We start from the raw sequence: 22,621 nt of genomic DNA on the forward strand, positions 1-22,621 counted from the left end.
CAGTTGCCTGGAGCACCTTCCACGCTGGCTCGACCGCCCATCGGCGTACGAGCATGGTTCATCGGCGATGGACCGGCGGGCGGTTAGCTTTTCGGGATGACACCTGAGGAGCTGGCCAAGCACTTGATCGACAGCAATCGGTACATGGTCCTCGGAACTGTGGACCCGGACGGGCGGCCGCGGGTGTCGCCGGTGTACTTCGCGCCGGACGGCTACTCGTCGGTCTACTGGGTGTCGTCGGTCGAGTCGCATCACTCGCAGAACGTCGCCGAGCGGCCCGAGGTCAGCATGGTGGTGTTCGATTCGGCCGCGGAGATCGGCAGCGGCCAGGCGGTCTACATGATTGCCCGCGCCGAGGTGGTCCCGGACGAAGAGCTGGAGAGCTGTCTCGACACCGTGAGGTGGACACGGTTCCCAGGACTCAGGCAGTTCGACGCGGCGGAATTGCGTGAACCAGAGCTGTGGCGCTTGTACCGAGCGCAGATCACCGAGCACTCGATCCACGTCCCCGGCCGAGACCCGGAGTACGGCACAGGCACCGACCGCCGAATGACAGTAACCCTCGACTAGACAGCGCGCGGCAGGGTGGACCTCGCCTGTGTCGTTCGGACGTGCGGTCCGATGACTCGTTGATACGCGGTGGCGAGAGTTTTGTCGGATTGAAGGTGAGGCCTTCGTAGTGGGGATGAGGCGCCGACGAAGGCGTCCACCGAGATCAGGAGAACACCATCATGACTGTCAGCTACACGTTCGACATCTTCTCCAGCCTTGACGGCTACTCCAACAGCACGACGTTCGGGGGGTACTTCGGCAAGCAAGGGCCGGAGCTGCTCGAGCACCGCTTCAACCAGTACGGCGAAGAGCAGCGGCTCGTTCTCGGCGCGAACACCTACCGGGGAATGTCGTCGATGCTCGCCTCGGCCTCCGCGGACTCCGAGGTGTGGGATCCGTGGGTCACCCGGATGCGGAACCTTCCGACGACGGTGGTGTCGAACACCCTCGATGCACCGCTCGACTGGGATGCAACCATTTTGAACGGTGACGCCGTCGAGGCCATCGCCCGACTCAAGAAGGAGTCCGACGTACCGCTGCGCTCGCACGGTAGCCTGACGCTGAACCGCGCACTGCTCGCCGCCGGGCTGGTCGACCGTGTCCAGGTCACGCTCTTCCCCGTGATCACCGGTCGGAGCGGCTTGGGTCGGATCTTCGAAGACGCGGCCGCCTTCGACCTGGAACTGCTCGAGACCCGCACCCTCGACAACCACACCCAAGAACTCATCTACTGCCCCACCCTGCACCCGTAGCCCTTAGCTAGATACCGCTCGGCGGTGGGACCTCGTGTTCGAGAGAGTCGCGGCCCTCGCGTCGGAGCTAGTTCTGTACAGACCGACAGTGGGGAGCAGTCCCACACAACCGGAGCCGGTTGGGGCTGGAGTCGGTTAGGGTCTCGGTTGTCGTGACTGGCGAGGGTGGAGGACCACCGGGGAGCGACTTGGGTTCGTGTGAGCGTCGACCGCCTGGGCGCTTCCTTGGTTCGTGACGAGGAGGCCTCGACGTGGAGTTGCGGTATGGGATCAATCCTGGGCAGGCAGCGAGTGCTTTGCCGGTGGTGGCTGGTGAGTGGCCGGTGCGGGTGGTGCACGGGGAGCCGTCGTACATCAACATGCTTGATGCGTTGAACGGTTGGCAGTTGGTGCGGGAGGCGAGTCAGAGCCTGGGGAAGCCGGCGGCGGCGTCCTTCAAGCATGTGTCTCCTGCAGGGGCCGCCGTTGCGGGGGCTGTCGATGAGGTTGCTGCTGGTCTGTACGGCGTCGACAGCGGGAGCGTTGCTGAGCTCACCAGTGCGTACCTTCGCGCGCGGGATGCAGACCCGAAGTCGTCGTACGGGGACTTTGCCGCGGTGTCGGATCCGGTGGACGGGGAGTTGGCTGAGGTGTTGGGCGGGCTGGTGTGCGACGGCATCATCGCGCCGGGGTACGAGCCAGGGACGGTCGAGCGACTCAGTCGGAAGAAGAAGGGGCGGTTCTTGGTGATCGAGGCCGACCGGGAGTTCGTGCCGCCGCGGGAAGAGGTGCGTGAGGTGTACGGCGTACGGCTGACCCAGGAGCGCTCGCAGCTGCCTGAGCTCGACGCGAAGGAGTTGCCGGCCGGGGCCTTGGAGGATCTGCGGTTGGGGATGACGGTCTTGCGGTATACGCAGTCCAATTCGGTTTGCTACGTGCGTGGCGGTATGACGCTCGGGATCGGGGCTGGGCAGCAGTCCCGGGTGGACTGCACTCGGTTGGCCGGAGCGAAGGCGGACATCTGGTGGCTCAGGCGGCATCCGGCGATCCGCGGGCTGGTGTTCCGGGGCGATGTGAAGCGGCAGGAGCGGATCAATTTGCAGATCCGGTGGTGCGAGGGCGACCTCACTGCGCCGGAGCTCGAGCGAATGAAGCTGGACCTGGCTGAGGCGCCGCAAGAATTCGAGCGCGCTGATTGGCTCCGGACGCTCGATGACGTCGCCTTCGTATCCGACGGAGCCTTGCCGTTCCGGGACAACGTGGATCATGCGCAGCGGCACGGGGTTCGGTACATCGCCGAGCCGGGCGGGTCGATCCGGTCCGACGAGGTGGCGCAGGCCTGCGCGGAGTACGGGATCACACTCACCCGCACCAACGCCAGGCTCTTCCACCACTGAGCAAACGCACCACCCTGAGCGCAATGCGCGCGGGGTGCGGTCGGACAGCGGCAGCCCGTCGGTGGAGACCTCGCGGTCGGTCGGCGCGAAACCAACGGCCGGCCGGTCGGGGTGACCGGTCGGCCGGGTGGGGGCCGAGCTGGGTTGGGGGCGGCGGTGGGGTGGTTAGCGGCCGAAGTCGGAGTCTTTGGGGACTTCTAGGTCGGATTTGGCGAGTTCTTCGATGTTGACGTCGCGGAAGGTGACGACCTTCGCGTTCTTGACGAAGCGGGCCGAGCGGTACACGTCCCAGACCCAGGCGTCGGCCATGGTCACCTCGAAGTAGACGTCACCGCCTTCGGTGCGGACCTTCAGGTCGACCGCGTTGCACAGGTAGAAGCGTCGTTCGGTCTCCACGACGTACTTGAAGATCCCGACGACGTCCTTGTACTCCCGATAGAGCTGCAGCTCCATATCGGTCTCGTACTTCTCGAGGTCGTCAGCGCTCACGCCTTCACCTCGCTACGCTCGCTCATCGGCTCTCCACTCCGGTGGGACTGGTCACATTCTGTCCCATATCGGGCCGCAGACTGCGGCGGACATTCTCGAACCGCCGTCGATGTTGTGGACACGGGCCGTATTGGTCCAGTGCCGCCTGGTGTTCGGGCGTGCAGTAGCCCTTGTGGACGGCGAAGTCGTACTGCGGATACACCTCGTGCCAGTGCTCCATGATCCGGTCCCGGGTCACCTTCGCGATCACCGAGGCAGCCGCGATGCAGGCGGCCACCCGGTCGCCCTTCCAGATCGCGAGGCCCGGTACGCCGAGGCCGTCGACGCCGAAGCCGTCGGTCAGCACGTACGACGGGCGCAGGTCGAGCCGGAACAGCGCCCGGCGGAGCGCCTCAACATTGGCGACATGCATCCCCAACCGGTCGCACTCCGCGGCCTCGACCGAGACCACCGACCAGGCCAGCGCCCGCTCGCGGATCTGGTCGTAGCAGCGGTCCCGCGCCTTCGCGGTGAGCAGCTTGGAGTCGGCCAGTTCGGGGATCTGGCCGCGTTTGCCGTCCGGCAGGATCACCGCGGCGGCGACCAGCGGGCCGGCGCACGGGCCGCGGCCGGCCTCGTCGACGCCCGCGATCGGGTCCAGGCCGACTCGTCGCAGGGCGCGCTCGTACCCGTACAACCCGGCGTCCCGCCGGATGGTGCTGCCCCGTGGCAGTGCACTCATCGGCGAACCACTCACTTGGGGGGTGGGGTCAGGGAGATCGAAGGTCGGTCCGGCGGCGGGGCCGCTGCCGCGGGGACGTCCTTGAAGGTGTCCGGGATCTCGAGTTTGTCGAACCTGTTCGCCGGCCAGACGACCAGGATCGCGCGCCCGGTGACCTTGTCGAGAGGCACGAAGGCGGCGTCGCCGGGAGCGCCACCGTTGGGCCCGGTGTCGCTCAGGTGCACCCGGGAGTCGCCGGACTCGGACCGGTGGTCACCCATCACGAAGACGTGGCCGGCCGGAACGGTGACCTGGAAGTCCATCGCCGACGGCGCGTCACCGGGGTACAGGTAGCTGGTCTCGTCCAGGGGTTTGCCGTTCACCATCAGCCGGCCCTTGGCGTCGCAGCAGGCGACCTTGTCGCCCGGCATGCCGATCAGCCGCTTGATCAGGTGCCCGTGGCTGGAGTCCGGCAGCAGTCCGACGACCTCGAAGAAACGTCCGACCGAACCCCGCTTCTGACCGCTCTCCTCCTGGCCCAGCCAGCCGCCCGGATCCTCGAAGACGACCACGTCACCACGCTCGACGTTGGTGAGCTTCTCGACCACGACCCGGTCACCGACCAGCAGCGTGTTCTGCATCGACTCGCTGGGGATGATGAACATCTGGCCGACGAAGGCCCGCAGGATCGACGAGACGATGAGAGCACCGACCACGATCAGCACGAACTCACGGGTGGCAGCCGCGAGGCCCGAGCGGTGGGCGGATTTCTCTTTCGTCGCAGTCGGTGTCTCAGTCACTTCTTCAGCCCCGGCTTCTTGAAGGTTTCCGGAGGACGCAGCATCGTCATCCGGTCAGACGGCCAGATTACGCAACAGGCCCGGCCAACCACGTTCTCCACGGGCACGAATCCTCCGCCGGGGCCGCCCATGTGGGCACGGGAGTCGGCGGACTCGGCCCGGTTGTCGCCCATCACCCACAGATGGCCGGGCGGCACGATGACGTCGAAGGGCTGCAGCGACGGCTTGGCGTCCTTCAGCAGGTACTCCTGCTCGTCGAGCGGGATCTTGTTCACCATGATCCGGCCGGACCGGTCGCAGCAGATCACCCGGTCGCCGGCGACGCCGATCACCCGCTTGACCAGGTGACCCTCGCCGCTGCGGGGCAGGATGCCGACGAACTCGCCGATCTGCCGGATCGTGCCGGGCGGCTTCTGCTCCTCGTTCAGCCAGTGGCCGGGGTCCTTGAAGACGATGATGTCGCCACGGTCGACGTCGCGGTGCAGATAGCTGACCTTCTCGGCCAGGATCCGGTCGTTCGTCGTCAGCGTGTCGTACATCGACTCCGAGGGCACATAGAAGGCCTCGGCCACGAACAGCCTCAGGACGACCGTGATGACCAGTGCCAGCACCGTCACGGTGGTCATCTCCACGAGCAGGCTCAGCAGCGGATTCCGCTGCTTGAGCCTACGGTGACGTCCCTTGCTGCGACGTGCTCTCCTGGCGACCGGGCGAGCGCGAGTCGCAGTGCTCGGCGCCATGCTGTGACCGTCGTTACTAGACGATCAGGAGGCCGAGATGTTGTCCCGCTTCTCCTTGATCTTGGCTGCCTTGCCGCGCAGCTCGCGCAGGTAGTACAGCTTGGCGCGACGCACGTCACCGCGGGTGACGACCTCGACCTTCTCGACGATCGGGGTGTGGATCGGGAACGTCCGCTCGACGCCGACACCGAAGCTGACCTTGCGGACCGTGAAGGTCTCGTGCAGGCCACCACCCTGGCGGCGGATCACGACACCCTTGAACACCTGGACGCGGGACCGGTTGCCTTCGACGACCTTCACGTGCACGTTCACGGTGTCACCGGCGCGGAAGGCCGGGATGTCGTCGCGCTTGCTCGCGTTGTCGAGCTCGTTCAGGATGTTGCTCATCAGGTGTCTCTCTCTCGCGCGTGCCACAGGTCACCCACGAATGCTCGGTGGTGAGGAGTCGAAGATGCCGCCGTCCGGTGGTCACCCCCTGTGGCAGGAGCACCGTACTGGCAACAGCGACCAAGTTTGCCACAGGTGCGCGGCCGAACCGAAATCAGCGCCGCCGTCGTCGCTTGGCCAGCAGCACCAGCTCGACCTTCGCCGTCTGTGACTCCCGGCGTACCTCTCGGTAACCAGCCTTCCGGTAGAGCCGCAGGTTGCGCTCGCTCTCGGCGCCGGTGAACAGCTCGTACTGCGTGACGCCGGCGGGCGCGGTCTGCTCGGCGACCCGCAGCAGCTTCGTCCCGACTCCTCGCCCCTGCCAGTCGGGAGCGACCATCAGGCGGCCGATACGCGCCACTGGGCCATCCACCAAGACATGGACGGCTCCGACGATCCGGGTACCTGCCACTGCCTTCCAGACGCCACCTGCGGCCACTCGCTCAACAGTGCCCGACAGATCCTCCTGCATCGGCGGGATGCTGAAGTCGTCGTAGGCCATTGCCTCCGACAAGTAAGCGGCGAGCTGGAGCGTGTGGATCTCCCCCGCGTCCGCCACGGTTGCCGGGAGCACCTGCACGGCAGAGACGGCGTCGTCCTTGTCAGCCACAGCAGCACCCCAGGCAGCCAGCAGATCCGGCCGGCGCTCGGCAGTACGTCGTACGGACTCGTCGTGTCGCCACTGGGCCACCAGACCGTGGTTACCCGACAGCAGGACGTCCGGTACGGCGTGGCCTCGCCAAGTCGGCGGCTTCGTGTAGACCGGGTATTCCAGCAGCCCGTCGCCCGAGTGGGACTCCTCGGCCAGGGACTCCGGGTTGCCGATCACGCCGGGCAGTAGACGAGCAACGGCTTCGACGATCACCAGTACGGCGACCTCGCCGCCGTTGAGCACGTAGTCGCCGATGGAGACCTCGTCGACTCGCATCCGCTCGGCAGCGTGCTCTGCAACCCGTGCGTCGATCCCCTCGTAGCGCCCACAGGCAAAGGCCAGCCAGGGCTCAGCAGCGAGCTCATAAGCCAGCTCCTGCGTGAACGGGCGGCCGGCCGGCGTCGGTACGATCAACCGAGGCTGCGACGGGCCGTCAGCAGGCGCCACGGCGTCCAGGGCCTCACCCCAGGGCTCCGGCTTCATCACCATGCCTGCGCCACCGCCGTACGGCGTGTCGTCCACGGTCCGGTGCCGGTCGTACGTCCACTCGCGCAGGTCGTGCACCCGTACGTCCAGCAGGCCGCTCTTCGCCGCCTTGCCGACCAGACTCAAGTCCAGTGCGGCCAGGTACTCCGGGAAGATCGAGACGACGTCCAGCCTCATTCGCTGCTGTCCCCGTCCGTGGGCACGACCTCTGCGCCCTCGGGATCGAGCAGGCCGGGCCGGTCGGCCACCAGGACGTACCTGGCGTCCAGATCGATCTCCGGAACCAGTTCCTCGACCAGGGGAACCAGTACTGCGTTGCCGGCCGGCCGGCGGATCTCCAGCAGGTCCTGGGACGGCAGGTGGATCACGTCGATGACCTCACCGGCCTCGGCGCCGTCGGTGGTCCGGACGGACAGGCCGATCAGCTCGCGATCGTAGTACTCGTCCGGGTCTTCCGGGCGCTCGTCCTCGCCGATCTCGGCCTGCAGTTCGAGGTTTCGCAGCAGCTCGGCGGCGGTCCGGTCCGGTGACTCCTCGAACTTCACCAGCAGCCGGCCGCTGTGCCAGCGGCTGGACTCGACCGTGAGCGTCCGCGGCGGCTTGGTGGTCGTGACGAGCTTCGCGCCGTCGGCGAACCGGCGGTCCGGCTCGTCGGTGCGTACGTCCAGGCCGACCTCGCCCTTGATCCCGTGAGCCCGGCCGATCCGGCCAACAATCACCAGCACCGCTAGTCCCTCTCTGCGTGGTTACAGCCACCGGCCGCGCCGGCGGGCTGTCGAGTGACAGGCGACATCTTGTCCACTGTCAGGCGACATTCTGTCAACTGCCGGTGGACATGTTGACCAGCAGCGCCTGGGTAAAACTGGAGGGCTGCACCCGACCGGGTGCAGCCCTCCAGGGAAGTGCTCAGTCAGCGGCGCGGACGCCGGTTGACCTCGTCGACGAAGTCGATCCGGACCGACTGCTCGGAGCTGAGCGCCCCGACCACGGTCCGGATGGCGGTCGCCGTCCGGCCGTTGCGGCCGATCACCTTGCCGATGTCGTCGGGGTGCACGTGCACCTCGAGAGTGCGACCGCGACGCAGGTTACGGGACCGGACACTGACGTCGTCGGGGTTGTCCACGATGCCTCGGACCAGGTGCTCCAGCGCCTCGGTCTCCATCATGGTCAGGCCTTGGCGTCGTCGGCCGGCGCGTCGGCAGCAGCCTCGGCGGCCGGAGCAGCCTCAGCGGCCGGCGCCTCGTCGGCGGCCGGGGTGGCCTCGTCGGCCTTCGGCTCGTCCTTCTTGGCCGCGGCCTTCTTGGCGGTGGTCTTCTTCGCCGTGACGGCCTCGGTCTTCAGCGTGCCGTGGGCCTCGGCCAGCGCCTCGTTGAAGATCTCCAGCTTGTCGCGCTTCGGCTCCTTGACCCGCAGCGGCGCCGGGGCCTCCAGGCCCTTGAACTTCTGCCAGTCACCGCTGGCCTTGAAGATCGCCTGAACGGCCTCGGTCGGCTGCGCGCCGACGCCCAGCCAGTACTGCGCGCGGTCCGACTCGACGTGGATGAACGACGGCTCGGCCTTCGGGTTGTACTTGCCGATCTCCTCGATGGCGCGGCCGTCACGCTTGGTGCGGGCGTCCATCACGACGATGCGGTAGTGCGGCGCACGCTTCTTGCCGATGCGCTTCAAACGGATCTTGACTGCCACGTTTGTGTGGTCTCCCTTGGGAATTCATGTCTGGTTGAGTGGTACACCGGCGTCGTGGGGACAACGGGCGACCACTCGGATGGGCCGGCGGGGGCGTGGAGTTAGAGGGCTGCACGCGATCCTGACGACACTCAGCCGAACATTCTGCCAGAACTACCCCCCACAACCCAATCCACCACTTCTCGCCTCCCACCAACAACCAGAAGCGCAGGAAAAGCGCAAGGAAGGCGAACGGGCCGAGGCACACCGGACCCGGCGCAAGGCGCCGAGGCGAGCACAAAGCGCCGGGGCTGGAGCGGGAGTTGTCAGGGGCCGAACGCGTCGGGGCAGGGCGGAGGGGGTCGGGGTGGGCGGGAGGGTCAGGGGTGGAAGCGGGAGAGTTCGGGGAGGTGGGTGGCGTAGGCGTTGAGGAGTTGGTCGGCGGTGACCGAGTCGATCAGGGGGTGCCAGGCGAAGGCTCGTACGGCGGCGGCTCGGGAGCCGGTTGTCGCTGCCTCGATCGTCGAGCGTTCCACCGCCTTGACCGCGCAGACCAGGCCGGCCTGGTGGTCGGTGAACTGCGAAACGGTGACCGGTCGCGCGCCATTGGCGTCCACAGTGCACGGGATCTCGACCACCGCGTCGTCGTCCAGATGCCGTAAGGTCCCGCGGTTGCGGACGTTCAGGATCAGCGAGGCCCGCTCGTTGTGCGCGATCGCCCGCATCAGCGACAGTGCGACCTGCTCATAACCACCCGCCGACATGTCCCGCTCGTCCCGCTCCCCCGCGTCGGCGACAGCGCGGCTCTCGACCATGTACGTCGACTCGCGCTCGGCCCGCGTCTTCTGCCAGAGCTCCAGCGCGTCATCAGGCCGCCGAGCCGTCTCTGCATAGAACGCGGACTGCTGCTCCAACAGGAACGTCCCCCGCGTCTGCTCAACAGCCTGTACTGCGGCCAGTGTCTCCCGCGCGAAGTAGTAGTAGTGCAGGTACTCGTTAGGGATCGACCCCAACGACCGCAGCCACTCCACTCCGAACAGCCGGCCCTCCTCGAAGGCACCGAGCGCAGTCGAGTCAGCCAGCAGCTCAGGGAGGCGATCGACTCCACCGGACTGCAGACCACGCAGCCAGCCCAAGTGATTCAGCCCCGCGTAGTCGTAGAACACAGTGGACGCGTCCAACCCGAGCGCCAGCGCAGCACGGCGACCGAGTCCAGACGGCGAGTCACAGATCCCGATGACCCGGTCACCGAGGTACGGGATCATCGCCTCGGTCACCATGCCGGCAGGGTTGGTGAAGTTGATGACCCAGGCCTCGGATGCGAGCTCAGCGATCCGCTGGGCGATCCCGACCGCTACCGGCAGGGTCCGCAGCGCGTACGCGATCCCACCAGCTCCGACGGTCTCCTGCCCCAGTACGCCGAGGTCGAGCGCGACCCGCTCGTCCACCGTGCGCCCCTCGAGCCCACCGACGCGGATTGCCGAGAAGACGAAGTCGGCGCCGCGCAGAGCTTCGTCGAGCTCAGTCGTCTCGGTGACAGCAGGCGCATCGGAGTACTTCGCAGCCTGCTGCCGCAGTACGGCGCCGATCGACCGCAGCCGGCCGCGGTCGGTGTCGTAGAGCACTACCGAGGTGATCCGGCCTTCGCCACGATCACCGAGCAACGCCTGATAAACGAGCGGCACCCGAAACCCACCGCCACCGAGGATGGTCAGTCTCATGCGAGCACCACCTGCACTCCTGCCTCTTCCAGTTGGGTTCGGGTCGACTCGTCGGCGCCGGGCTCGGTGACGACCACTGAGAGCTCTGCTGGGTCACAGACCTTCGCCACGCCGTGGCCGGGGAACTTGGTCGCATCCGCGAGCAGGACCACCCGGTCGGCGGCCTTGATCATGGCTCGCTTCACCGGTACCTCGATCATCGTGCTGTCCATCACCCGGCCGTCCGGGCGCACACCGCTGGTGCCCAGGAACAGCCAGTCGACGTGCACCTGCCGCAGCGACTCCTCCGTCAGGTAGCCGACCAACGAGCGGTAGCTGCGCCGCACGAAGCCACCCAGGATCACCAGCTCGATCTGCTCGTCGTTCTGCAACTCCTCCAGTACTGCGAGGTTGCTGGTCACCACCGTCAACGACCGTCCGTGCAGATGGTGCGCCAGCCGCAGCGCCGTAGTACCGATGTCGAGGAGCACCGACTGACCGTCACTGATCAAAGAGGCTGCGCGGCGGGCGATGCGGTCCTTCTCGTCAGCGTGCACCGCGCTCACTTCGGCGAACGGCTCGTCGCCGTCGTCGACCGCGAGGGCACCGCCGTAGACGCGGGTCAGCCGGCCCTGCTCGTGCAACTGCTCCAGGTCGCGGCGAATCGTCGCCTCACTGACCCCGAGCTGGGCGGCCAGCACCTTCACGCCCCCGGCCCCGTCGGCCTTGAGCGCGCGGACGATCTGATCCTGCCGCTGCTTTGGCAACACGGAGAGACCGTATCACGCAAACTCCGTCATACTCACTCATCACAATGCACACCTATTGCGAAGTTTGCTCAGAACACCCACACTGTCTGCACGAGTTTGAGCGACCCTGCAGGAGTGTGCTGACGATGGGCGAGCTGCCTCAGCTGCCTTCGCAAGACCCAGGACTGGACTCAGGGCTGGACGTGGTCGTGTCCGGCCTGGTCTTCCACGACCTGGTGCTCGGTCTGCCCACTGCTCCGCGGCCGGGCACCGAGGTCTGGGCCGGCGATTCGGCCGAGAGCCCCGGCGGGATCGCCAACTTCGCCGTCGCACTGGCCCGGCTCGGCCTGCGTACCGGCCTGGCCGCGGTGTTCGGCGACGACCACTTCGGCAACAGCATCTGGCAGCGACTCGAGACCGGCGAGGGCATCGACCTCACCCACTCGCGCAAGGTAGAAGGCTGGCCCACCCCACTCACCGTGGCGCTTGCCTATGACAACGACCGTGCCCTCGTGACCCGGGGCACCACTCCCCCACTCACCGCAGACGACCTGCTCCCCACGCCGCCGGTGGCCAAAGCCGTTGCCGCGCACATCGGACCCTGGGGCAACGACTGGCTGGCCAAGGCGAAAGCGTCCGGCAGCTTGGTGTTCGCAGATGTCGGCTGGGATCCGGCCGAGCAGTGGGACCCCGCAGTACTCGACCAACTCGAGCACTGTGACGTGTTCCTGCCCAACGCCGACGAAGCGATGCACTACACCCGTACTGCGAGTCCCGCCGACGCATTGCATCAACTGGCAGAGCGAGTCCCCGTGGTCGTCGTGTCGGACGGCGCCAACGGCGCACTGGCGATCGACGCATGCTCCGGCGAAGAAATCGCAGTACCGGCGTACGTAGTACCGGCTGTTGACACCACTGGCGCAGGGGATGTCTTTGCTGCCGGGTTCATCGCAGCCACCTTGTGGGACCTGCCGCTGGCAGATCGCGTGCGGTTCGGCGCACTGGTCGCGGCGCTCTCGGTGACCCGGCTGGGCGGTGCCGACGCGGCGCCGACCTGGGCCGAGATCGAGGCGTGGCAGCACCGCAATCCATCAGACGGGGCAATCGACGCACTGCTCAGTGCGCAGCTAGGAAGGTAGACACCATGGAGCTCTCTCGTCGCACGCTGATCGCCGGGGGCTTCGCCGCCATGCTCGGCGGAACCGTGGCCGGCTGCTCGTCCAGCATGGACGCCGGCACCACGAAGAAGAACGCATCCGGCAACATCGCCTTGTGGTGCTGGCCGGGCGGCCTGGGCAAGTCCGTGCTCGACGACACCATCGCGCACTTCCCCGACCAGCACATCAAGTACTCCGAGGTCGGCGGCGACTTCAAGCAGAAGCTGCTGACCACGTTCAACGGCGGTACGTCGATCCCCGACATCACCGGGATCAAGGGCGAGGACATCGCCTCGATGCTGCCGCAGGCGAACCGGTTCGTGGACCTGAAGACGATCGGCGCCGACTCGATCCTGGGCGACTACCTGGACTGGAAGGTCAAGCAGGCCACCACGCTGGACGGCAAGGTGCTCGGCATCCCGATCGACATCGGCCCGACCGCGCTGTTCTACCGCGAGGACGTCTTCACCGCCGGCGGACTGCCCGGCGACCCGGCCAAGGTTGCTGAGCAGATGAAGACCTGGGACGACTTCCTGGCCGCCGGGGTGGAGCTGAAGAAGTCCAATCCGAAGGCCTTCATCGTCGCCGACGCCGCCGACCTGTACGGCACGATCGTCAACCAGGGCACGGCTCGCTACATCGACAAGGACAACAAGTTCATCGGCGACCAGGACCACATCCGCAAGGCGTGGGACACCGCGGTGAAGGCGATCACGCTCAAGGTCGACGGCAAGACACTCGGCGGCTCGCCGGACTGGAACGCCGGCCTCGACAAGGGCACGGTGCCCACCGTCACTGGCGCCGCCTGGGTCGCGCTGGACATCAAGGCCGCCTGCAAGACCAGCGTCGGCAAGTGGCGGGTCGCACCGACCCCGAGCGGCCCGGCGAACTTCGGTGGGTCGTTCCTCGCCGTCACCAAGAACGCCGCCGATCCGGCCGCCGCCTTCGAGGTGATCAAGTACATGCTCAGCGCCGACAACGAGGCGAAGGCGTTCGCGGACGCGCAGATCTTCCCGGCCACCCCGGCCGCGTACGACAAGCCGCAGCTCAAGGCGGCCGATCCGTTCTTCGGCGGCCAGGTCCCGATCGAGGTCTTCGGCCCAGCCGCCAAGAACATCCCGATCGCGTACGAAGCGCCGCTGGACAGCGCGGTCGCGACGCCGTTCACCGACGAACTCAAGCTGGTCCAGGCCGGCAAGAAGTCGTCGGACGCGGCCTGGTCCTCCGCCGTGCAGAAGGCGAAGCAGATCGGCAAGCGTCAGGGCGTGCAGTGACCCTGACCGCGACAGCCCCCACCCGACCGGCCAGTACTGCGAAGCCGCAGCGCCGCCGAGGCATCCTGTCGTACTGGCGTTTCTACCTGGCCCTGTCGCCGTTCTATCTGCTCTTCGTCGTCTTCGGGCTGTACCCGGTCGCGTCGACGATCCTGCTCGCCTTCCAGAAGTGGGACGGCCTCGGCCCGCGCAAGATGGTCGGGCTGCAGAACTTCCGCTTCCTGATCGAGGACAGCACGTTCTGGCTGTCGTTGTGGAACACGGTCGTCCTGTTCGTGATGTCGACAGCGCCGACGCTGGTGATCGCGATGACGCTCGCGGTGATGCTGCACTCCGCCGTACGGTTCAAGGGCATCTACCGGATCGCGTACTTCATCCCGAACATCACCTCGCTGGTCGCGGCGGCGATCTTCTTCGCCGCCGTCTTCAGCACCAACTTCGGGCTGATCAACGCCGGCCTGCGCTCGCTCGGGTTGCCGACCGAGGACTGGCTGCGGCAACCGTGGGGGATCAAGATCGCGATCTCCACGATGATCGTGTGGCAGTGGGCCGGGTACAACACGATCATCTACCTGGCCGGCCTGCAGGCGATCCCGACCGAACAGTACGAAGCAGCCAAGGTCGATGGTGCTGGGCCGTTCCGGACGTTCTTCTCGATCACGTTGCCGCAACTGCGCCCGGTAGTGCTGTTCACCGTGATCATGTCGACGATCGGTGGCCTGCAGACGTTCACCGAGCCGCAGGTGATGGTCGGCAACAACGGCGGCACCGGGCAGAGCGGCATGACGGTGGTCATGTACTTCTACAACCAGGCCTTCTTCAACAACGACTACGGGTACGCCGGGGCGATTGCCCTGAGCATCTTCATGCTCGTGCTGCTCTTCACCGCGATCAACTGGAAGCTGCTGGGCGGAAGGGGGCGGCAGTGACCGTCAAATGGCGTGGCGTGCTGATGCACGCGCTGCTGGCGATTGCCGGAGTGCTGTGCCTGTTCCCGTTCTACTGGACGCTGGTGATGGCGACCAACACGACGTCGGACATCTACCGCTTCCCGCCGAAGTTCACCTTCGGGTCGCAGTTCGACGACAACGTGCACGCCGTACTGCGGAACGTCGCGTTCTTCCAGTCGATGGGCAATACCGCGATCGTGGCTGTCTCCACCACCGCGCTGGTGCTGTTCTTCGACTCGCTGGCAGCGTTCACGTTCGCCAAGTTCCGGTTTCCCGGCCGGAACGCGTTGTTCGTGATCCTGCTGGCGACGATGCTCCTGCCCGCCCAGTTGGGCGCCGTACCGCAGTTCCAGACGATGGCCGCCTTCGGGTGGGTCGGGTCGTTGAAGGCGCTGATCATCCCGGCCGCCGCCAACGCCTTCGGCATCTTCTGGTTGCGGCAGTACTTCCAGAACTCGATCCATGACGAGCTCGTGGAGGCCGCGACGCTGGACGGGTGCGGCTTCCTCGGTATCTACCGGCATGTTGCGCTGCCGTCGGCACGGCCGGCCTTGGCGTTCCTCGGGATCTTCACGTTCGTAGGGTCCTGGAACGACTACTTCTGGCCGCTGATCGTGCTGACCAATCCGGATCATCTGACCCTGCAGGTCGCGTTGTCGTCGCTGAACCGCAGCCACGGCGTCGACTACAGCATGGTGATGACCGGGGCGTTGATGGCGATGATCCCGCTCATCGTCATCTTCACCATCTTCGCCCGCCAATTCATCAAGGGCGCAACGGAAGGCGCGATCCGGGGCTAACCCCTTCAGCCTTTCGGCAGCGTGGCGTAGAGCTGGTCGGCACCGGGACCGGTCAGCTCGCCCCGCCCGACCCGGCGGCCGTTGAGAACCCGCAGTACGGCGCTCCCACTCGCGCTCACCCGCGCACCTTCGCCGTACGACCAGTCGTAGTCCTCGGCAACCAGTTCCAGGCCCCGAAGCCGCTTCCGGGCACTCCCCCCGACCGAGATGGTCATCGGCCACTTCGTGGTGACCGAGAAGTCGGCCACCGGGCCGAAGACCTCCGCCGGGACCGTGCGGGGCTTGCCCAATGGCACCCGGATGTCGAGCGTATGGATCACCGTGTCCACCAGCGTGGCGATCTCGGGGACGATGGCAGGCTTGGTGCCCGCGGCGGCGTTCGCGCGCAACTGTCGAACGATCTCGACCGGACCGCGCTCGGCCCACTTCTTGGACAGCTCCGCGCTGGCCTTGTCGACCCGGAAGCCGTACCTGAGCAGGCCTGCGAGCATTTCGCGTCCGGGCTGCACCGGGGCGAAGGCGAGATGCGAGGCGACGTCCTGGACTCGCCATTCACTGCACAGCGAAGGCGTAGCCCACTCCCCCGGAGTCAGTGTCTCCAAGAAGTCGGCCAGCGCCATCCGCTCGCTTCTGATGAGCTCAGCTAGTTCGCCCATGCGCAGAGTCTCGCACTCGCCGCATGCTCAGGGCCAGGGCTGCTAGGAGGAGCAGATGGCCTAGGAGCATGGCGGTGAAGTAGGTGCGGGCTGTGTTCACGCCAATCGGATAGAGGGCGGCTACGACCATGAGGAGCAGGTAGGAGGCGGCTGCGCCGACCGCTAACGGGTTGCGGGCCGTAGTACTGACCAGGAGGACCAGTGCGGCGGCGACGGCTGGCAGGAGTAGGGCTAGGCCGTTCGTGTACGTCGCGGCGGAGGGGCCGCTCTCGTCTGGTACCAATTGGACCACCAGCAAGGTGACGAAGCCGGCCGCGATGACGGCTGTCGTCACCGGATCGCGGGGGCGGTGTGGCTCATTGGTTCGGAGGCCTGAACCGGTCAGCACGGCGAGCAACATCAAGCCTGCGATCAACAGTGAAGTGGACCAGGTGTAGACAGTGTCGCTGTAGGAGATCCGGCCGCCGAGGATCACGACCCCTGCGGTAGCGAACAGCACTGTGGCGCCAACCGCGACACCGGTGGCGTAGAGGCCGAGACGACCACGTCGCCAGGCAAGCGCCGCACCGAACAGAGCCACGACTGACGACAGCAGCGTGCCGTCAGCTACGTGTCGGTAGAGGTCGGGTGAGCCGTAGCCGGAGTTGTACCAGAGCCGTTGCCCTGCATCGAGACCAGCCAGGTTCACGACGGCGAGCAGGACCGCTCCGACGCCGACCACTGCTGTCGTCAACCACGGTCGCCGGCGCCAACGCAGTACAGGCGTAGCTGCAGCCGGTACTGCGTGCTGCGGCGGGCGTCGCGCGGCGAGTGCCACGCCTGCGATGACCAGAGCATTGCCCAGCCAGGCGGTCAGGAGCGCTGGGGCGGAATTGCCTTCGGTGAGAGCCGGGATGGCGGCGATGATGCTGATCGCGCAGTAGGTGACTGTGGTGACGGTGAGCAGGACACGAGCTGTGCTGTCAGTTGCGGCTAGGGCGAGCCACGCGATGGCGACGATGACGAGTGGCTCCAGCGCGGCCAGCTTGGTGACGTTGAGGAAGGAGATGTCGTCGTCGTGCTTGATGGTGGTTTGGATGAGAAGCATGATGCCGCCGGCGACTACCAGAGCGGCGCCGACGACGTGGACCGGCCAGAGCGGCCACCGGGCCGGGCGGCGGGTGGCGAGGACGGCGGCTGCCATGGCGGCGGCGACTGCGCCTGTTGCCACCCAGACTCCTACTTCCTCGCCGGCCATTTCGCCGCCGAGGATGAGGAGGCTGTCTTGGAGGAGGCCTGCCGCGCAGCCGAGGATGATGCCTAGAGCAACTAATGTCCAGCGCCTCGAGGCGCGGAGGGTCAGGGCGGCTGCGAGGGCGATGAGGGCGGAGAGGATCTCGGGGTCGGACCAGCTGCGGTAGACGCGCCAGCCGGTGTTCGACTCATCGGTCCAGATCTTGCGGGATTCGGTCTGGCCCGGCCAGTTCATGAAGATCAGCATCAGCGCACCGACCGCGAGCAAGCCCACCACCCACCAGGAGACCATGGGTGGTTGGGTTTCGGACTGCTCAACGGACACGGCCTGCCGGGCGGCAGAGGCCGCAGGCTTTGGTGCCGCCGGCTCGGGGGCAGTCACCGGACCGGCGACTGACTCCGGCTCCGCAGCGGGAGTCCGCTCGGGACCAGTGACAGGCGAGGCGGACACGCCCACAGGCGCTGACGCCGCCACAGCCGCCGGCTCGGGGACAGTCACCGGACCGGCGACTGACTCCGGCTCCGCAGCGGGAGTCCGCTCGGGATCCGTGACAGGCGAGACGGACACACCGGCAGGCGCTGACGCCGCGACAGCCACCGGCTCCGTTCCGGATGCAGGCTCGGCGACGGCTTCGGGCGCGGGCCCGGCGACGGCCTCGGGCTCGGCGACGGCCTCGGGCCCGGGCCCGGCGACGGCTTCGAGCTTGGGCCCGGCAAAGGCTTCGGGCTCGGGCCCGGCGACGGTCTCGGGCTCGGCCTTGGGCTCGGGCTCGGGCTCGGGCTCGGCGAGGGTTGCAGGCTCGGCGACGGGCTTGGGCTTGGCGAGGGTTGCGGGCTCGGCGGCGGCGATGGGTTGGGGTGCGGTGGCGTGGAGGGTGACGGGGATGGTGCGTTCGCCGGTGGGTCCGGTGACCGTGATGGTGGCTTCGTGGTTGCCGGGGGTGGGCGGGGTGGCGGTGATGCGGACGGTCGGTCCGACCTGTTCCACTCGGAGCCACAGTGTGGTTGTCGTGACGCTCGCGGTCAGCGCGATGGGTGGGCCGGTCAGGTGAAGTTCTGCTTCAGCGGGGTCGCCGGAGATGGTGGTGAGGTCGAGTTCGGCAGGTGTTGTGGAAGGTACGGCGTCGGCGAGCGCGCGGCGGGCTGTTTGGGAGACTTTGCGGCTGTCGTCGTCGACGAGCTGGTGGAGCGCTTGCCAGGCGGCGTACGCCTGGCCGAGGTCTGTTTCCTGCAAGCGATCCCGCAGGTAGTCGGCGACGCCGAACCTTGCCGCAGGCAACGGACTCTCCATCGCCTGCAGCAGCTCAGGTGCGAGCGGCGTCGGCGTGATCCGGCGGACCCGGCTGCGGGCGATCAGCAGTTCGCCCTGGGCACCGAAGGTCCACATCTGCGGATTCTGGTTGGGCGTCACGCGATGGACCCGATCGGTGACGAAGCCGACCAGCTCGGTCAGCCCCACCCAGCCGTCGCCGTCGCGATCGGCCTCGCCCGTCGTCAGACCATCCACCACCGCGCTGGTGAACACCGACGGCGACGGTTTCGACGCGTCGGTCGCGAGCTGACCGCCCTCGAAGGCGTACTCCATCGCGCTGGAAGCCGTCACGATCACCCGGCCTCGCCCACCGCCCACCTCCTCCTGCTCGGCGAAAGCGTCGCGGACCTGCGCCTCGCCCGCAGCACGAACGACCATGCCGCGCGGGAACGCACCGCCGTAACAACAGTCGAGGAACAACGCGATCCGCTGCGCGCGGCTGTCCGCCATCTGCCGGTTGACGAAGTCGGCGGCCACGGCCGTCGACGCGAGCCGGGTCGGCTTCGTATCAGCGACCGCCAGGAACAGCTCGCCGGCCGCGTTCTTCAAACCATGGCAGGAGAAATGCAGCAACAGCAGATCCTCGGGAGCCCGATCCGCGAAGAAGTCCTCGACGGCCAGCCGGATCGCCTGCGCCGACTGGTTCTGCAGGACGGTGACCTCGAACCCACCGACCGACGGATCGCCGAGCGCGTCGGCGAGTGCGGCCGCGTCTTGCGCAGGCGCGACCAGCCGGCGGAGCCCCGGATCGGCGTACTCGTCGTTGGCTATGACGAGCGCGACTCGCGTGCCGTCCATCTCATGCGTCCGTCCCCGAGTGCTTCTTCACCCAGGCGTCCACGAGTTGCTGTTGCACCTCGTCGCTGGCTCCGGTCAGCTCGATCACGTCACCGTCGATCGCGAGTTTGACCGTCCGCCCGCTGCCCGATCTGCGCAGCCAGTCGCGGACCACGGCAACGACCGCGCCGACCACCTGCAGCCCCGGCTGCAGCGAAACGGTCAGTACGCCGGCGAGCGCCGCCAGCGCGGATCGCGAGCCCTCCGGCGCGTCCCCCTCCGCGAACGGCTCGACCGATCGGACGTTGAGTGCCAGCAACTCCTGCCGCAGCATCAACGCCAGCTCTTCGAGCCTCGCGTCGTCGGACCCCTCTTCGACCACCCCGACGCGAACCTCTGCGTCCATAGCCCCTCCCCCATCCCAGGCCGTCAGTTCACAGCATGCGCTGGTGCCGCGCCGATCACAAGGCGTGACACCGGATCGCCGTGCGGCCCCGGCTCAGGCGACCGGCGCCACTAGGCTGCAGGAACTGAAGTGGTTGCGAATGCGTCGGAGGGGACGTCATGGTCGGGAAGCGAGGACGCGTGATCGGGCGGGTCGGGCCGGGGATCGTCGGCGAAGTGATGTTGCCGGTCCGTGGTGCCACCGAGGCCTTCTACGCTTACCCGGCAACCGACGAGGTGATCGAGGTCGGTACGCCGATCGTCGTGGTGGAGTTCGATCCGCCCCGCACGGTCTACGTCGCCCGCGCCCTCTGATCCCCTCGCCTTCACTTTTCGCAGCCCTGGAGGGGCAATGCTCTGGACGTACCTGATCGCCGGCGCCGTCGCGCTGGTGGTCCTGCTGATCCTGTTCCGGATGGTCTGGCGGGTGGCCGAGCCGAACGAGGCCCTGATCATCTCCGGCCTCGGCGCGCATGCCAGCTCCGAGCAGGTCAACGACACGCTCGGCTTCAAGATCGTGGTCGGCCGCGGTACCGCCGTACTGCCCGGCTTCCAGACCGTACGCCGGTTGCCGCTCGACATCCGCGCGACGCCGCTGACCGTCACCTGCGTGTCCAGCCAGGGCATCCCGCTGCACATCAAGGGCGTCACGGCGTACAAGGTCGGTGACGACTACGGCTCGATCGCGAACGCGGCCCGGCGGTTCCTGGAGCAGAGCGACGAGCAGGTGATGAGCACGATCCACGAGCTGTTCGCCGGTCACCTGCGCGCGATCGTCGGTTCCACGACGGTCGAGGAGATGCTGCACGACCGGGAGACGCTGACCACGAACATCCGCGGCTCGCTGGCCGGCGACATGGAGAAGCTCGGCCTGGTGGTGGATTCGCTGCAGATCCAGGAGATCGACGACGAGTCCGGCTACATCCGCAACCTGGGTCGCCCGCAGGCCGCGGCCGTCGAGGCGCAGGCCCGGATCGCCCAGGCCGAGCGCGACCAGGAGGCGACCGAGCGCGAGCACGTCGCCGCCGCGGCGAAGGCCGCCGCAGTACGGCAGAGTTCGATCGCGCAGGCCGGCTACCAGGCCGAGGTCGACCAGGCGAACTCGAAGGCGTCGCAGTCCGGCCCGCTGGCCGAGGCGCTGGCTCGTCAGGAGGTTGTCGTTGCCGAGACGGAAACCGCGAAGCTGAACGCGTCGCTGGCCGAGAAGCAGCTGGAGTCGACGGTGCTGAAGCCGGCCGATGCCGAGGCGTACAAGCAGCGCACGCTGGCCGCAGCCGCGCGTGACGCGCAGATCGCGGCGGCTGAGGCGCAGGCGCGCGAGGTGACCCTGCGCGGTGAGGCGCAGGCGAAGGCGACCGAGCTGAACGGTAAGGCCGAGGCGCTCGCCGTACAGGCCAAGGCGATGGCGGAGGCGGCCGGTATCAAGGCGCGGGCCGAGGCGCTGGCCACCAACACCGATGCGGTCGTCGCGCAGCAGTTGGCGGAGGCGTACCCGGAGATCGTCCGCGCGGCCGCGAGCTCGTTCGAGAAGGTCGGAAACATGGTCGTCCTGAACGGTGCCCAGGGCATCGAGGACACCCTGGTGAAGACCATCACGATGGGCGGCTCCGGCTTCGCCCTGGCCAAGCAGCTGATCGAATCCCTCTCCACCAAGGACCAGCCCACCCTCGAACCGGTCCACGACGAAACCGCGTGACTCCCCCTCAACACCACGTTGCGTCCGAAGAATCGTGGGGCCTGACCCTCACTCCTTCGGACGCAACGGTGTCGGGGTTAGGCGGTGTGCAGGGTCAGGCCGTAGGTGCTGAGGATTTCGTTGACGGGCTGGAACCAGGTCTCGCCGCCGCTGCTGCAGTTGCCCCAGCCGCCGGACGTGACGCCCTGCGCCTGGTCGCCGGTGATGAACGAGCCGCCCGAGTCACCGGGCTCGGCGCACACGCTGGTCTTGGTCGCGCCGTAGAACAGCTGACCGTTGCCGTAGTTCACCGTCTCGTTCATCGCCAGCACCTGTCCGCAGTGCCAGTGACTGGTCGAGCCGCTGCGGCAGATCGACGTACCGATCGGGGCGACCCAGGAGCCGCGGACCAGTTGGTCGCTGACCTGACCCCAGCCCAGGACGACCGGTACGGTCCACCAGCCGCTGTCGATCGAGACCCACGAGTAGTCGTTGCCCGGGAACGACGAGCCCCGGAAGACGCCCTGCGCCGAACCGTCCCAGCCGAACGTCCGGGCTCCTACACCGGGAGAACAGTGCCCGGCCGAGACGAACCCGCCGTACACCGAGAAGCCGATCGAGCACCGCACATTGCCTGTGTAGTAGGGATCTCCACCGACTGTGCCGGCCGCGAAGGTACGCGGCGCCTGGGCTGCGACCTCCCGAACCGTGACAGGGCCGGCCTTGGAGACCTTGGCAACAAACGCATCGACAGCCGCAGAACGCTTACCTGCTTGGACATTCACCACTACGCCGCCTGTGCGCGGGTCCGCCGACCAGCCACTCACTGCGGCCGGCACAGCCTTTCCGGCCAGCTTGTCCACTGCAGCCTTCCGCTGATCGAGCTGCTTGGCAGTGATCGGTACTGCGGCAACGTCAGCACCAGTAGCCCGTACTGCGGCCGCGGTGGCCGGGTTGGTCAGGCCGACGACCAGCTTCTGCTTGGCACTGTCGTACCAGACACCACCGAAGGCGGCTCCGGCAGCGCGCTGCGCGGTCGGGACCAGCTTGGTGGCGGCGGACTCGACCTTGAGCCGGTCCTTCACCTGCTGCTCGGTCAGACCGAGGTCTTTCTGCATAGCCATCGCCTGGCTCGGGACAGCCAACGGCTGGTCGGGACCGGCCGCGACGGCCTGGCTTGGTACGGCTACCGAACTCGCGACGAGCACGGTAGCGATCAGAATCTTCATCGGGACTCTCCTCACCTTGGGGGCGGA

24 protein-coding genes and 1 riboswitch are annotated in these 22,621 nt (G+C 67.3%); of the genes, 9 read left to right on the forward strand and 15 right to left on the reverse strand.

All coding sequences use genetic code 11. From position 1 onward, the window contains the following. The first annotated feature begins 96 nt into the window (after positions 1–96). The 3 genes from DIZ26_RS01650 to DIZ26_RS01660 all read left to right on the forward strand — a co-directional run bounded on the left by DIZ26_RS01650 (position 97) and on the right by DIZ26_RS01660 (position 2,680). Complete coding sequence (locus tag DIZ26_RS01650; protein ID WP_112236907.1) at positions 97–570, forward strand: pyridoxamine 5'-phosphate oxidase family protein; 474 nt, start codon at positions 97–99, stop codon at positions 568–570. 161 nt (positions 571–731) lie between these two features. Next, positions 732–1,304 carry a dihydrofolate reductase family protein gene (locus tag DIZ26_RS01655; RefSeq protein ID WP_112236909.1) on the forward strand — a complete coding sequence of 191 codons (573 nt, stop codon included), beginning with the start codon at positions 732–734 and terminating at the stop codon, positions 1,302–1,304. A 142-nt stretch (positions 1,305–1,446) separates the two neighbouring features. Further along, positions 1,447–1,530, forward strand: a riboswitch (ZMP/ZTP riboswitch). 25 nt (positions 1,531–1,555) lie between these two features. Continuing rightward, a complete protein-coding gene (locus tag DIZ26_RS01660) occupies positions 1,556–2,680 on the forward strand; it encodes a phosphoribosylaminoimidazolecarboxamide formyltransferase (protein WP_112236911.1) in 1,125 nt (374 codons plus the stop codon). A gap of 165 nt (positions 2,681–2,845) precedes the next feature. Here DIZ26_RS01660 and DIZ26_RS01665 read toward each other — a convergent pair whose 3' ends face one another. The 11 genes from DIZ26_RS01665 to DIZ26_RS01715 form a co-directional block, all read right to left on the reverse strand. Then, positions 2,846–3,169, reverse strand: a complete 324-nt coding sequence (locus DIZ26_RS01665) for a DUF2469 domain-containing protein (RefSeq protein ID WP_012922325.1) — start codon at positions 3,167–3,169, stop codon at positions 2,846–2,848. A 22-nt stretch (positions 3,170–3,191) separates the two neighbouring features. Next, positions 3,192–3,890, reverse strand: a complete 699-nt coding sequence (locus DIZ26_RS01670) for a ribonuclease HII (protein WP_112236913.1) — start codon at positions 3,888–3,890, stop codon at positions 3,192–3,194. Positions 3,891–3,901: 11 nt separating this feature from the next. After that, positions 3,902–4,669 (reverse strand): signal peptidase I, encoded by a 768-nt coding sequence (gene lepB, locus DIZ26_RS01675; protein WP_112236915.1) that lies wholly within the window; start codon positions 4,667–4,669, stop codon positions 3,902–3,904. Next, positions 4,666–5,295 carry a signal peptidase I gene (gene lepB, locus DIZ26_RS01680; protein ID WP_232828083.1) on the reverse strand — a complete coding sequence of 210 codons (630 nt, stop codon included), beginning with the start codon at positions 5,293–5,295 and terminating at the stop codon, positions 4,666–4,668. Before lepB (DIZ26_RS01680) ends, lepB (DIZ26_RS01675) begins: the two co-directional genes overlap by 4 nt. A 138-nt stretch (positions 5,296–5,433) precedes the next feature. Further along, positions 5,434–5,796, reverse strand: coding sequence for a 50S ribosomal protein L19 (rplS, locus tag DIZ26_RS01685; RefSeq protein ID WP_112236919.1), 363 nt, complete (start codon positions 5,794–5,796; stop codon positions 5,434–5,436). A gap of 154 nt (positions 5,797–5,950) precedes the next feature. After that, a complete protein-coding gene (gene trmD / locus DIZ26_RS01690; protein ID WP_112236921.1) occupies positions 5,951–7,150 on the reverse strand; it encodes a tRNA (guanosine(37)-N1)-methyltransferase TrmD in 1,200 nt (399 codons plus the stop codon). After that, the gene (gene rimM, locus DIZ26_RS01695) at positions 7,147–7,698 is read right to left on the reverse strand and encodes a ribosome maturation factor RimM (protein WP_112236923.1); all 552 of its coding nucleotides are present in this window, start codon (positions 7,696–7,698) and stop codon (positions 7,147–7,149) included. The genes trmD and rimM overlap by 4 nt, the downstream gene beginning before the upstream one ends. 185 nt (positions 7,699–7,883) lie before the next feature. Next, positions 7,884–8,135 carry an RNA-binding protein gene (locus DIZ26_RS01700; protein WP_112237192.1) on the reverse strand — a complete coding sequence of 84 codons (252 nt, stop codon included), beginning with the start codon at positions 8,133–8,135 and terminating at the stop codon, positions 7,884–7,886. Positions 8,136–8,140: 5 nt separating this feature from the next. Next, positions 8,141–8,659 carry a 30S ribosomal protein S16 gene (rpsP, locus tag DIZ26_RS01705; protein ID WP_112236925.1) on the reverse strand — a complete coding sequence of 173 codons (519 nt, stop codon included), beginning with the start codon at positions 8,657–8,659 and terminating at the stop codon, positions 8,141–8,143. Positions 8,660–9,018: 359 nt separating this feature from the next. Then, positions 9,019–10,359 (reverse strand): 6-phospho-beta-glucosidase, encoded by a 1,341-nt coding sequence (locus DIZ26_RS01710; RefSeq protein WP_112236927.1) that lies wholly within the window; start codon positions 10,357–10,359, stop codon positions 9,019–9,021. Then, entirely contained in the window at positions 10,356–11,108 is a 753-nt protein-coding gene (locus tag DIZ26_RS01715) for a DeoR/GlpR family DNA-binding transcription regulator (RefSeq protein ID WP_112236929.1), read from the reverse strand. The genes DIZ26_RS01710 and DIZ26_RS01715 overlap by 4 nt, the downstream gene beginning before the upstream one ends. Positions 11,109–11,233: 125 nt before the next feature. Between DIZ26_RS01715 and DIZ26_RS01720 the strand changes: the two genes are divergently transcribed. From DIZ26_RS01720 to DIZ26_RS01735, 4 genes are read left to right on the forward strand one after another with little or no spacing between them, the layout of a single operon-like run. Further along, the gene (locus DIZ26_RS01720; RefSeq protein WP_112236931.1) at positions 11,234–12,226 is read left to right on the forward strand and encodes a carbohydrate kinase family protein; all 993 of its coding nucleotides are present in this window, start codon (positions 11,234–11,236) and stop codon (positions 12,224–12,226) included. 5 nt (positions 12,227–12,231) lie between these two features. After that, positions 12,232–13,518, forward strand: coding sequence for an ABC transporter substrate-binding protein (locus DIZ26_RS01725; RefSeq protein WP_112236934.1), 1,287 nt, complete (start codon positions 12,232–12,234; stop codon positions 13,516–13,518). Beyond that, positions 13,515–14,447, forward strand: a complete 933-nt coding sequence (locus tag DIZ26_RS01730) for a carbohydrate ABC transporter permease (RefSeq protein ID WP_112236935.1) — start codon at positions 13,515–13,517, stop codon at positions 14,445–14,447. The genes DIZ26_RS01725 and DIZ26_RS01730 overlap by 4 nt, the downstream gene beginning before the upstream one ends. 23 nt (positions 14,448–14,470) lie before the next feature. Next, positions 14,471–15,268 carry a carbohydrate ABC transporter permease gene (locus DIZ26_RS01735; RefSeq protein ID WP_198675845.1) on the forward strand — a complete coding sequence of 266 codons (798 nt, stop codon included), beginning with the start codon at positions 14,471–14,473 and terminating at the stop codon, positions 15,266–15,268. Between the two features lie 5 nt (positions 15,269–15,273). Here the strand turns inward: DIZ26_RS01735 and DIZ26_RS01740 are convergent, their stop codons facing one another. From DIZ26_RS01740 to DIZ26_RS01750, 3 genes are read right to left on the reverse strand one after another with little or no spacing between them, the layout of a single operon-like run. Then, a complete protein-coding gene (locus tag DIZ26_RS01740; protein ID WP_112236937.1) occupies positions 15,274–15,924 on the reverse strand; it encodes a maleylpyruvate isomerase family mycothiol-dependent enzyme in 651 nt (216 codons plus the stop codon). Then, a complete protein-coding gene (locus DIZ26_RS01745) occupies positions 15,908–19,267 on the reverse strand; it encodes a caspase, EACC1-associated type (protein WP_112236939.1) in 3,360 nt (1,119 codons plus the stop codon). Before DIZ26_RS01745 ends, DIZ26_RS01740 begins: the two co-directional genes overlap by 17 nt. 1 nt (position 19,268) lies before the next feature. Next, positions 19,269–19,652: a hypothetical protein gene (locus DIZ26_RS01750; RefSeq protein WP_112236940.1), complete on the reverse strand. Its 384-nt coding sequence runs from the start codon at positions 19,650–19,652 to the stop codon at positions 19,269–19,271. Positions 19,653–19,810: 158 nt separating this feature from the next. Here DIZ26_RS01750 and DIZ26_RS01755 point away from each other — a divergent pair, with 158 nt between their 5' ends. Together DIZ26_RS01755 and DIZ26_RS01760 are read left to right on the forward strand one after the other, a co-directional pair. Next, complete coding sequence (locus tag DIZ26_RS01755; RefSeq protein WP_112236942.1) at positions 19,811–20,005, forward strand: hypothetical protein; 195 nt, start codon at positions 19,811–19,813, stop codon at positions 20,003–20,005. Positions 20,006–20,042: 37 nt separating this feature from the next. Next, a complete protein-coding gene (locus tag DIZ26_RS01760) occupies positions 20,043–21,386 on the forward strand; it encodes a flotillin family protein (protein WP_112236944.1) in 1,344 nt (447 codons plus the stop codon). A gap of 77 nt (positions 21,387–21,463) precedes the next feature. On the opposite strand, the gene DIZ26_RS01765 is transcribed toward DIZ26_RS01760, so the two are convergent. Further along, entirely contained in the window at positions 21,464–22,594 is a 1,131-nt protein-coding gene (locus tag DIZ26_RS01765; protein WP_112236946.1) for an alpha-lytic protease prodomain-containing protein, read from the reverse strand. Between the last annotated feature and the right edge of the window lie 27 nt (positions 22,595–22,621).

Origin of the sequence: Kribbella monticola, assembly GCF_003261635.1 — a bacterium.
GTDB classification, from domain to species: domain Bacteria; phylum Actinomycetota; class Actinomycetes; order Propionibacteriales; family Kribbellaceae; genus Kribbella; species Kribbella monticola.

Coding starts and splice junctions, on each gene's coding strand:
- DIZ26_RS01765 (WP_112236946.1), bottom strand. CDS start 22,594: ATGAAGATTCTGATCGCTACCGTGCTCGTCGCGAGTTCGGTAGCCGTA.
- DIZ26_RS01740 (WP_112236937.1), bottom strand. CDS start 15,924: ATGGGCGAACTAGCTGAGCTCATCAGAAGCGAGCGGATGGCGCTGGCC.
- rplS (WP_112236919.1), bottom strand. CDS start 5,796: ATGAGCAACATCCTGAACGAGCTCGACAACGCGAGCAAGCGCGACGAC.
- DIZ26_RS01745 (WP_112236939.1), bottom strand. CDS start 19,267: ATGGACGGCACGCGAGTCGCGCTCGTCATAGCCAACGACGAGTACGCC.
- DIZ26_RS01650 (WP_112236907.1), top strand. CDS start 97: ATGACACCTGAGGAGCTGGCCAAGCACTTGATCGACAGCAATCGGTAC.
- DIZ26_RS01655 (WP_112236909.1), top strand. CDS start 732: ATGACTGTCAGCTACACGTTCGACATCTTCTCCAGCCTTGACGGCTAC.
- DIZ26_RS01700 (WP_112237192.1), bottom strand. CDS start 8,135: ATGGAGACCGAGGCGCTGGAGCACCTGGTCCGAGGCATCGTGGACAAC.
- DIZ26_RS01710 (WP_112236927.1), bottom strand. CDS start 10,359: ATGAGACTGACCATCCTCGGTGGCGGTGGGTTTCGGGTGCCGCTCGTT.
- DIZ26_RS01760 (WP_112236944.1), top strand. CDS start 20,043: ATGCTCTGGACGTACCTGATCGCCGGCGCCGTCGCGCTGGTGGTCCTG.
- DIZ26_RS01750 (WP_112236940.1), bottom strand. CDS start 19,652: ATGGACGCAGAGGTTCGCGTCGGGGTGGTCGAAGAGGGGTCCGACGAC.
- DIZ26_RS01725 (WP_112236934.1), top strand. CDS start 12,232: ATGGAGCTCTCTCGTCGCACGCTGATCGCCGGGGGCTTCGCCGCCATG.
- DIZ26_RS01735 (WP_198675845.1), top strand. CDS start 14,471: ATGCACGCGCTGCTGGCGATTGCCGGAGTGCTGTGCCTGTTCCCGTTC.
- DIZ26_RS01755 (WP_112236942.1), top strand. CDS start 19,811: ATGGTCGGGAAGCGAGGACGCGTGATCGGGCGGGTCGGGCCGGGGATC.
- trmD (WP_112236921.1), bottom strand. CDS start 7,150: ATGAGGCTGGACGTCGTCTCGATCTTCCCGGAGTACCTGGCCGCACTG.
- lepB (WP_232828083.1), bottom strand. CDS start 5,295: ATGACCACCGTGACGGTGCTGGCACTGGTCATCACGGTCGTCCTGAGG.
- DIZ26_RS01720 (WP_112236931.1), top strand. CDS start 11,234: ATGGGCGAGCTGCCTCAGCTGCCTTCGCAAGACCCAGGACTGGACTCA.
- DIZ26_RS01670 (WP_112236913.1), bottom strand. CDS start 3,890: ATGAGTGCACTGCCACGGGGCAGCACCATCCGGCGGGACGCCGGGTTG.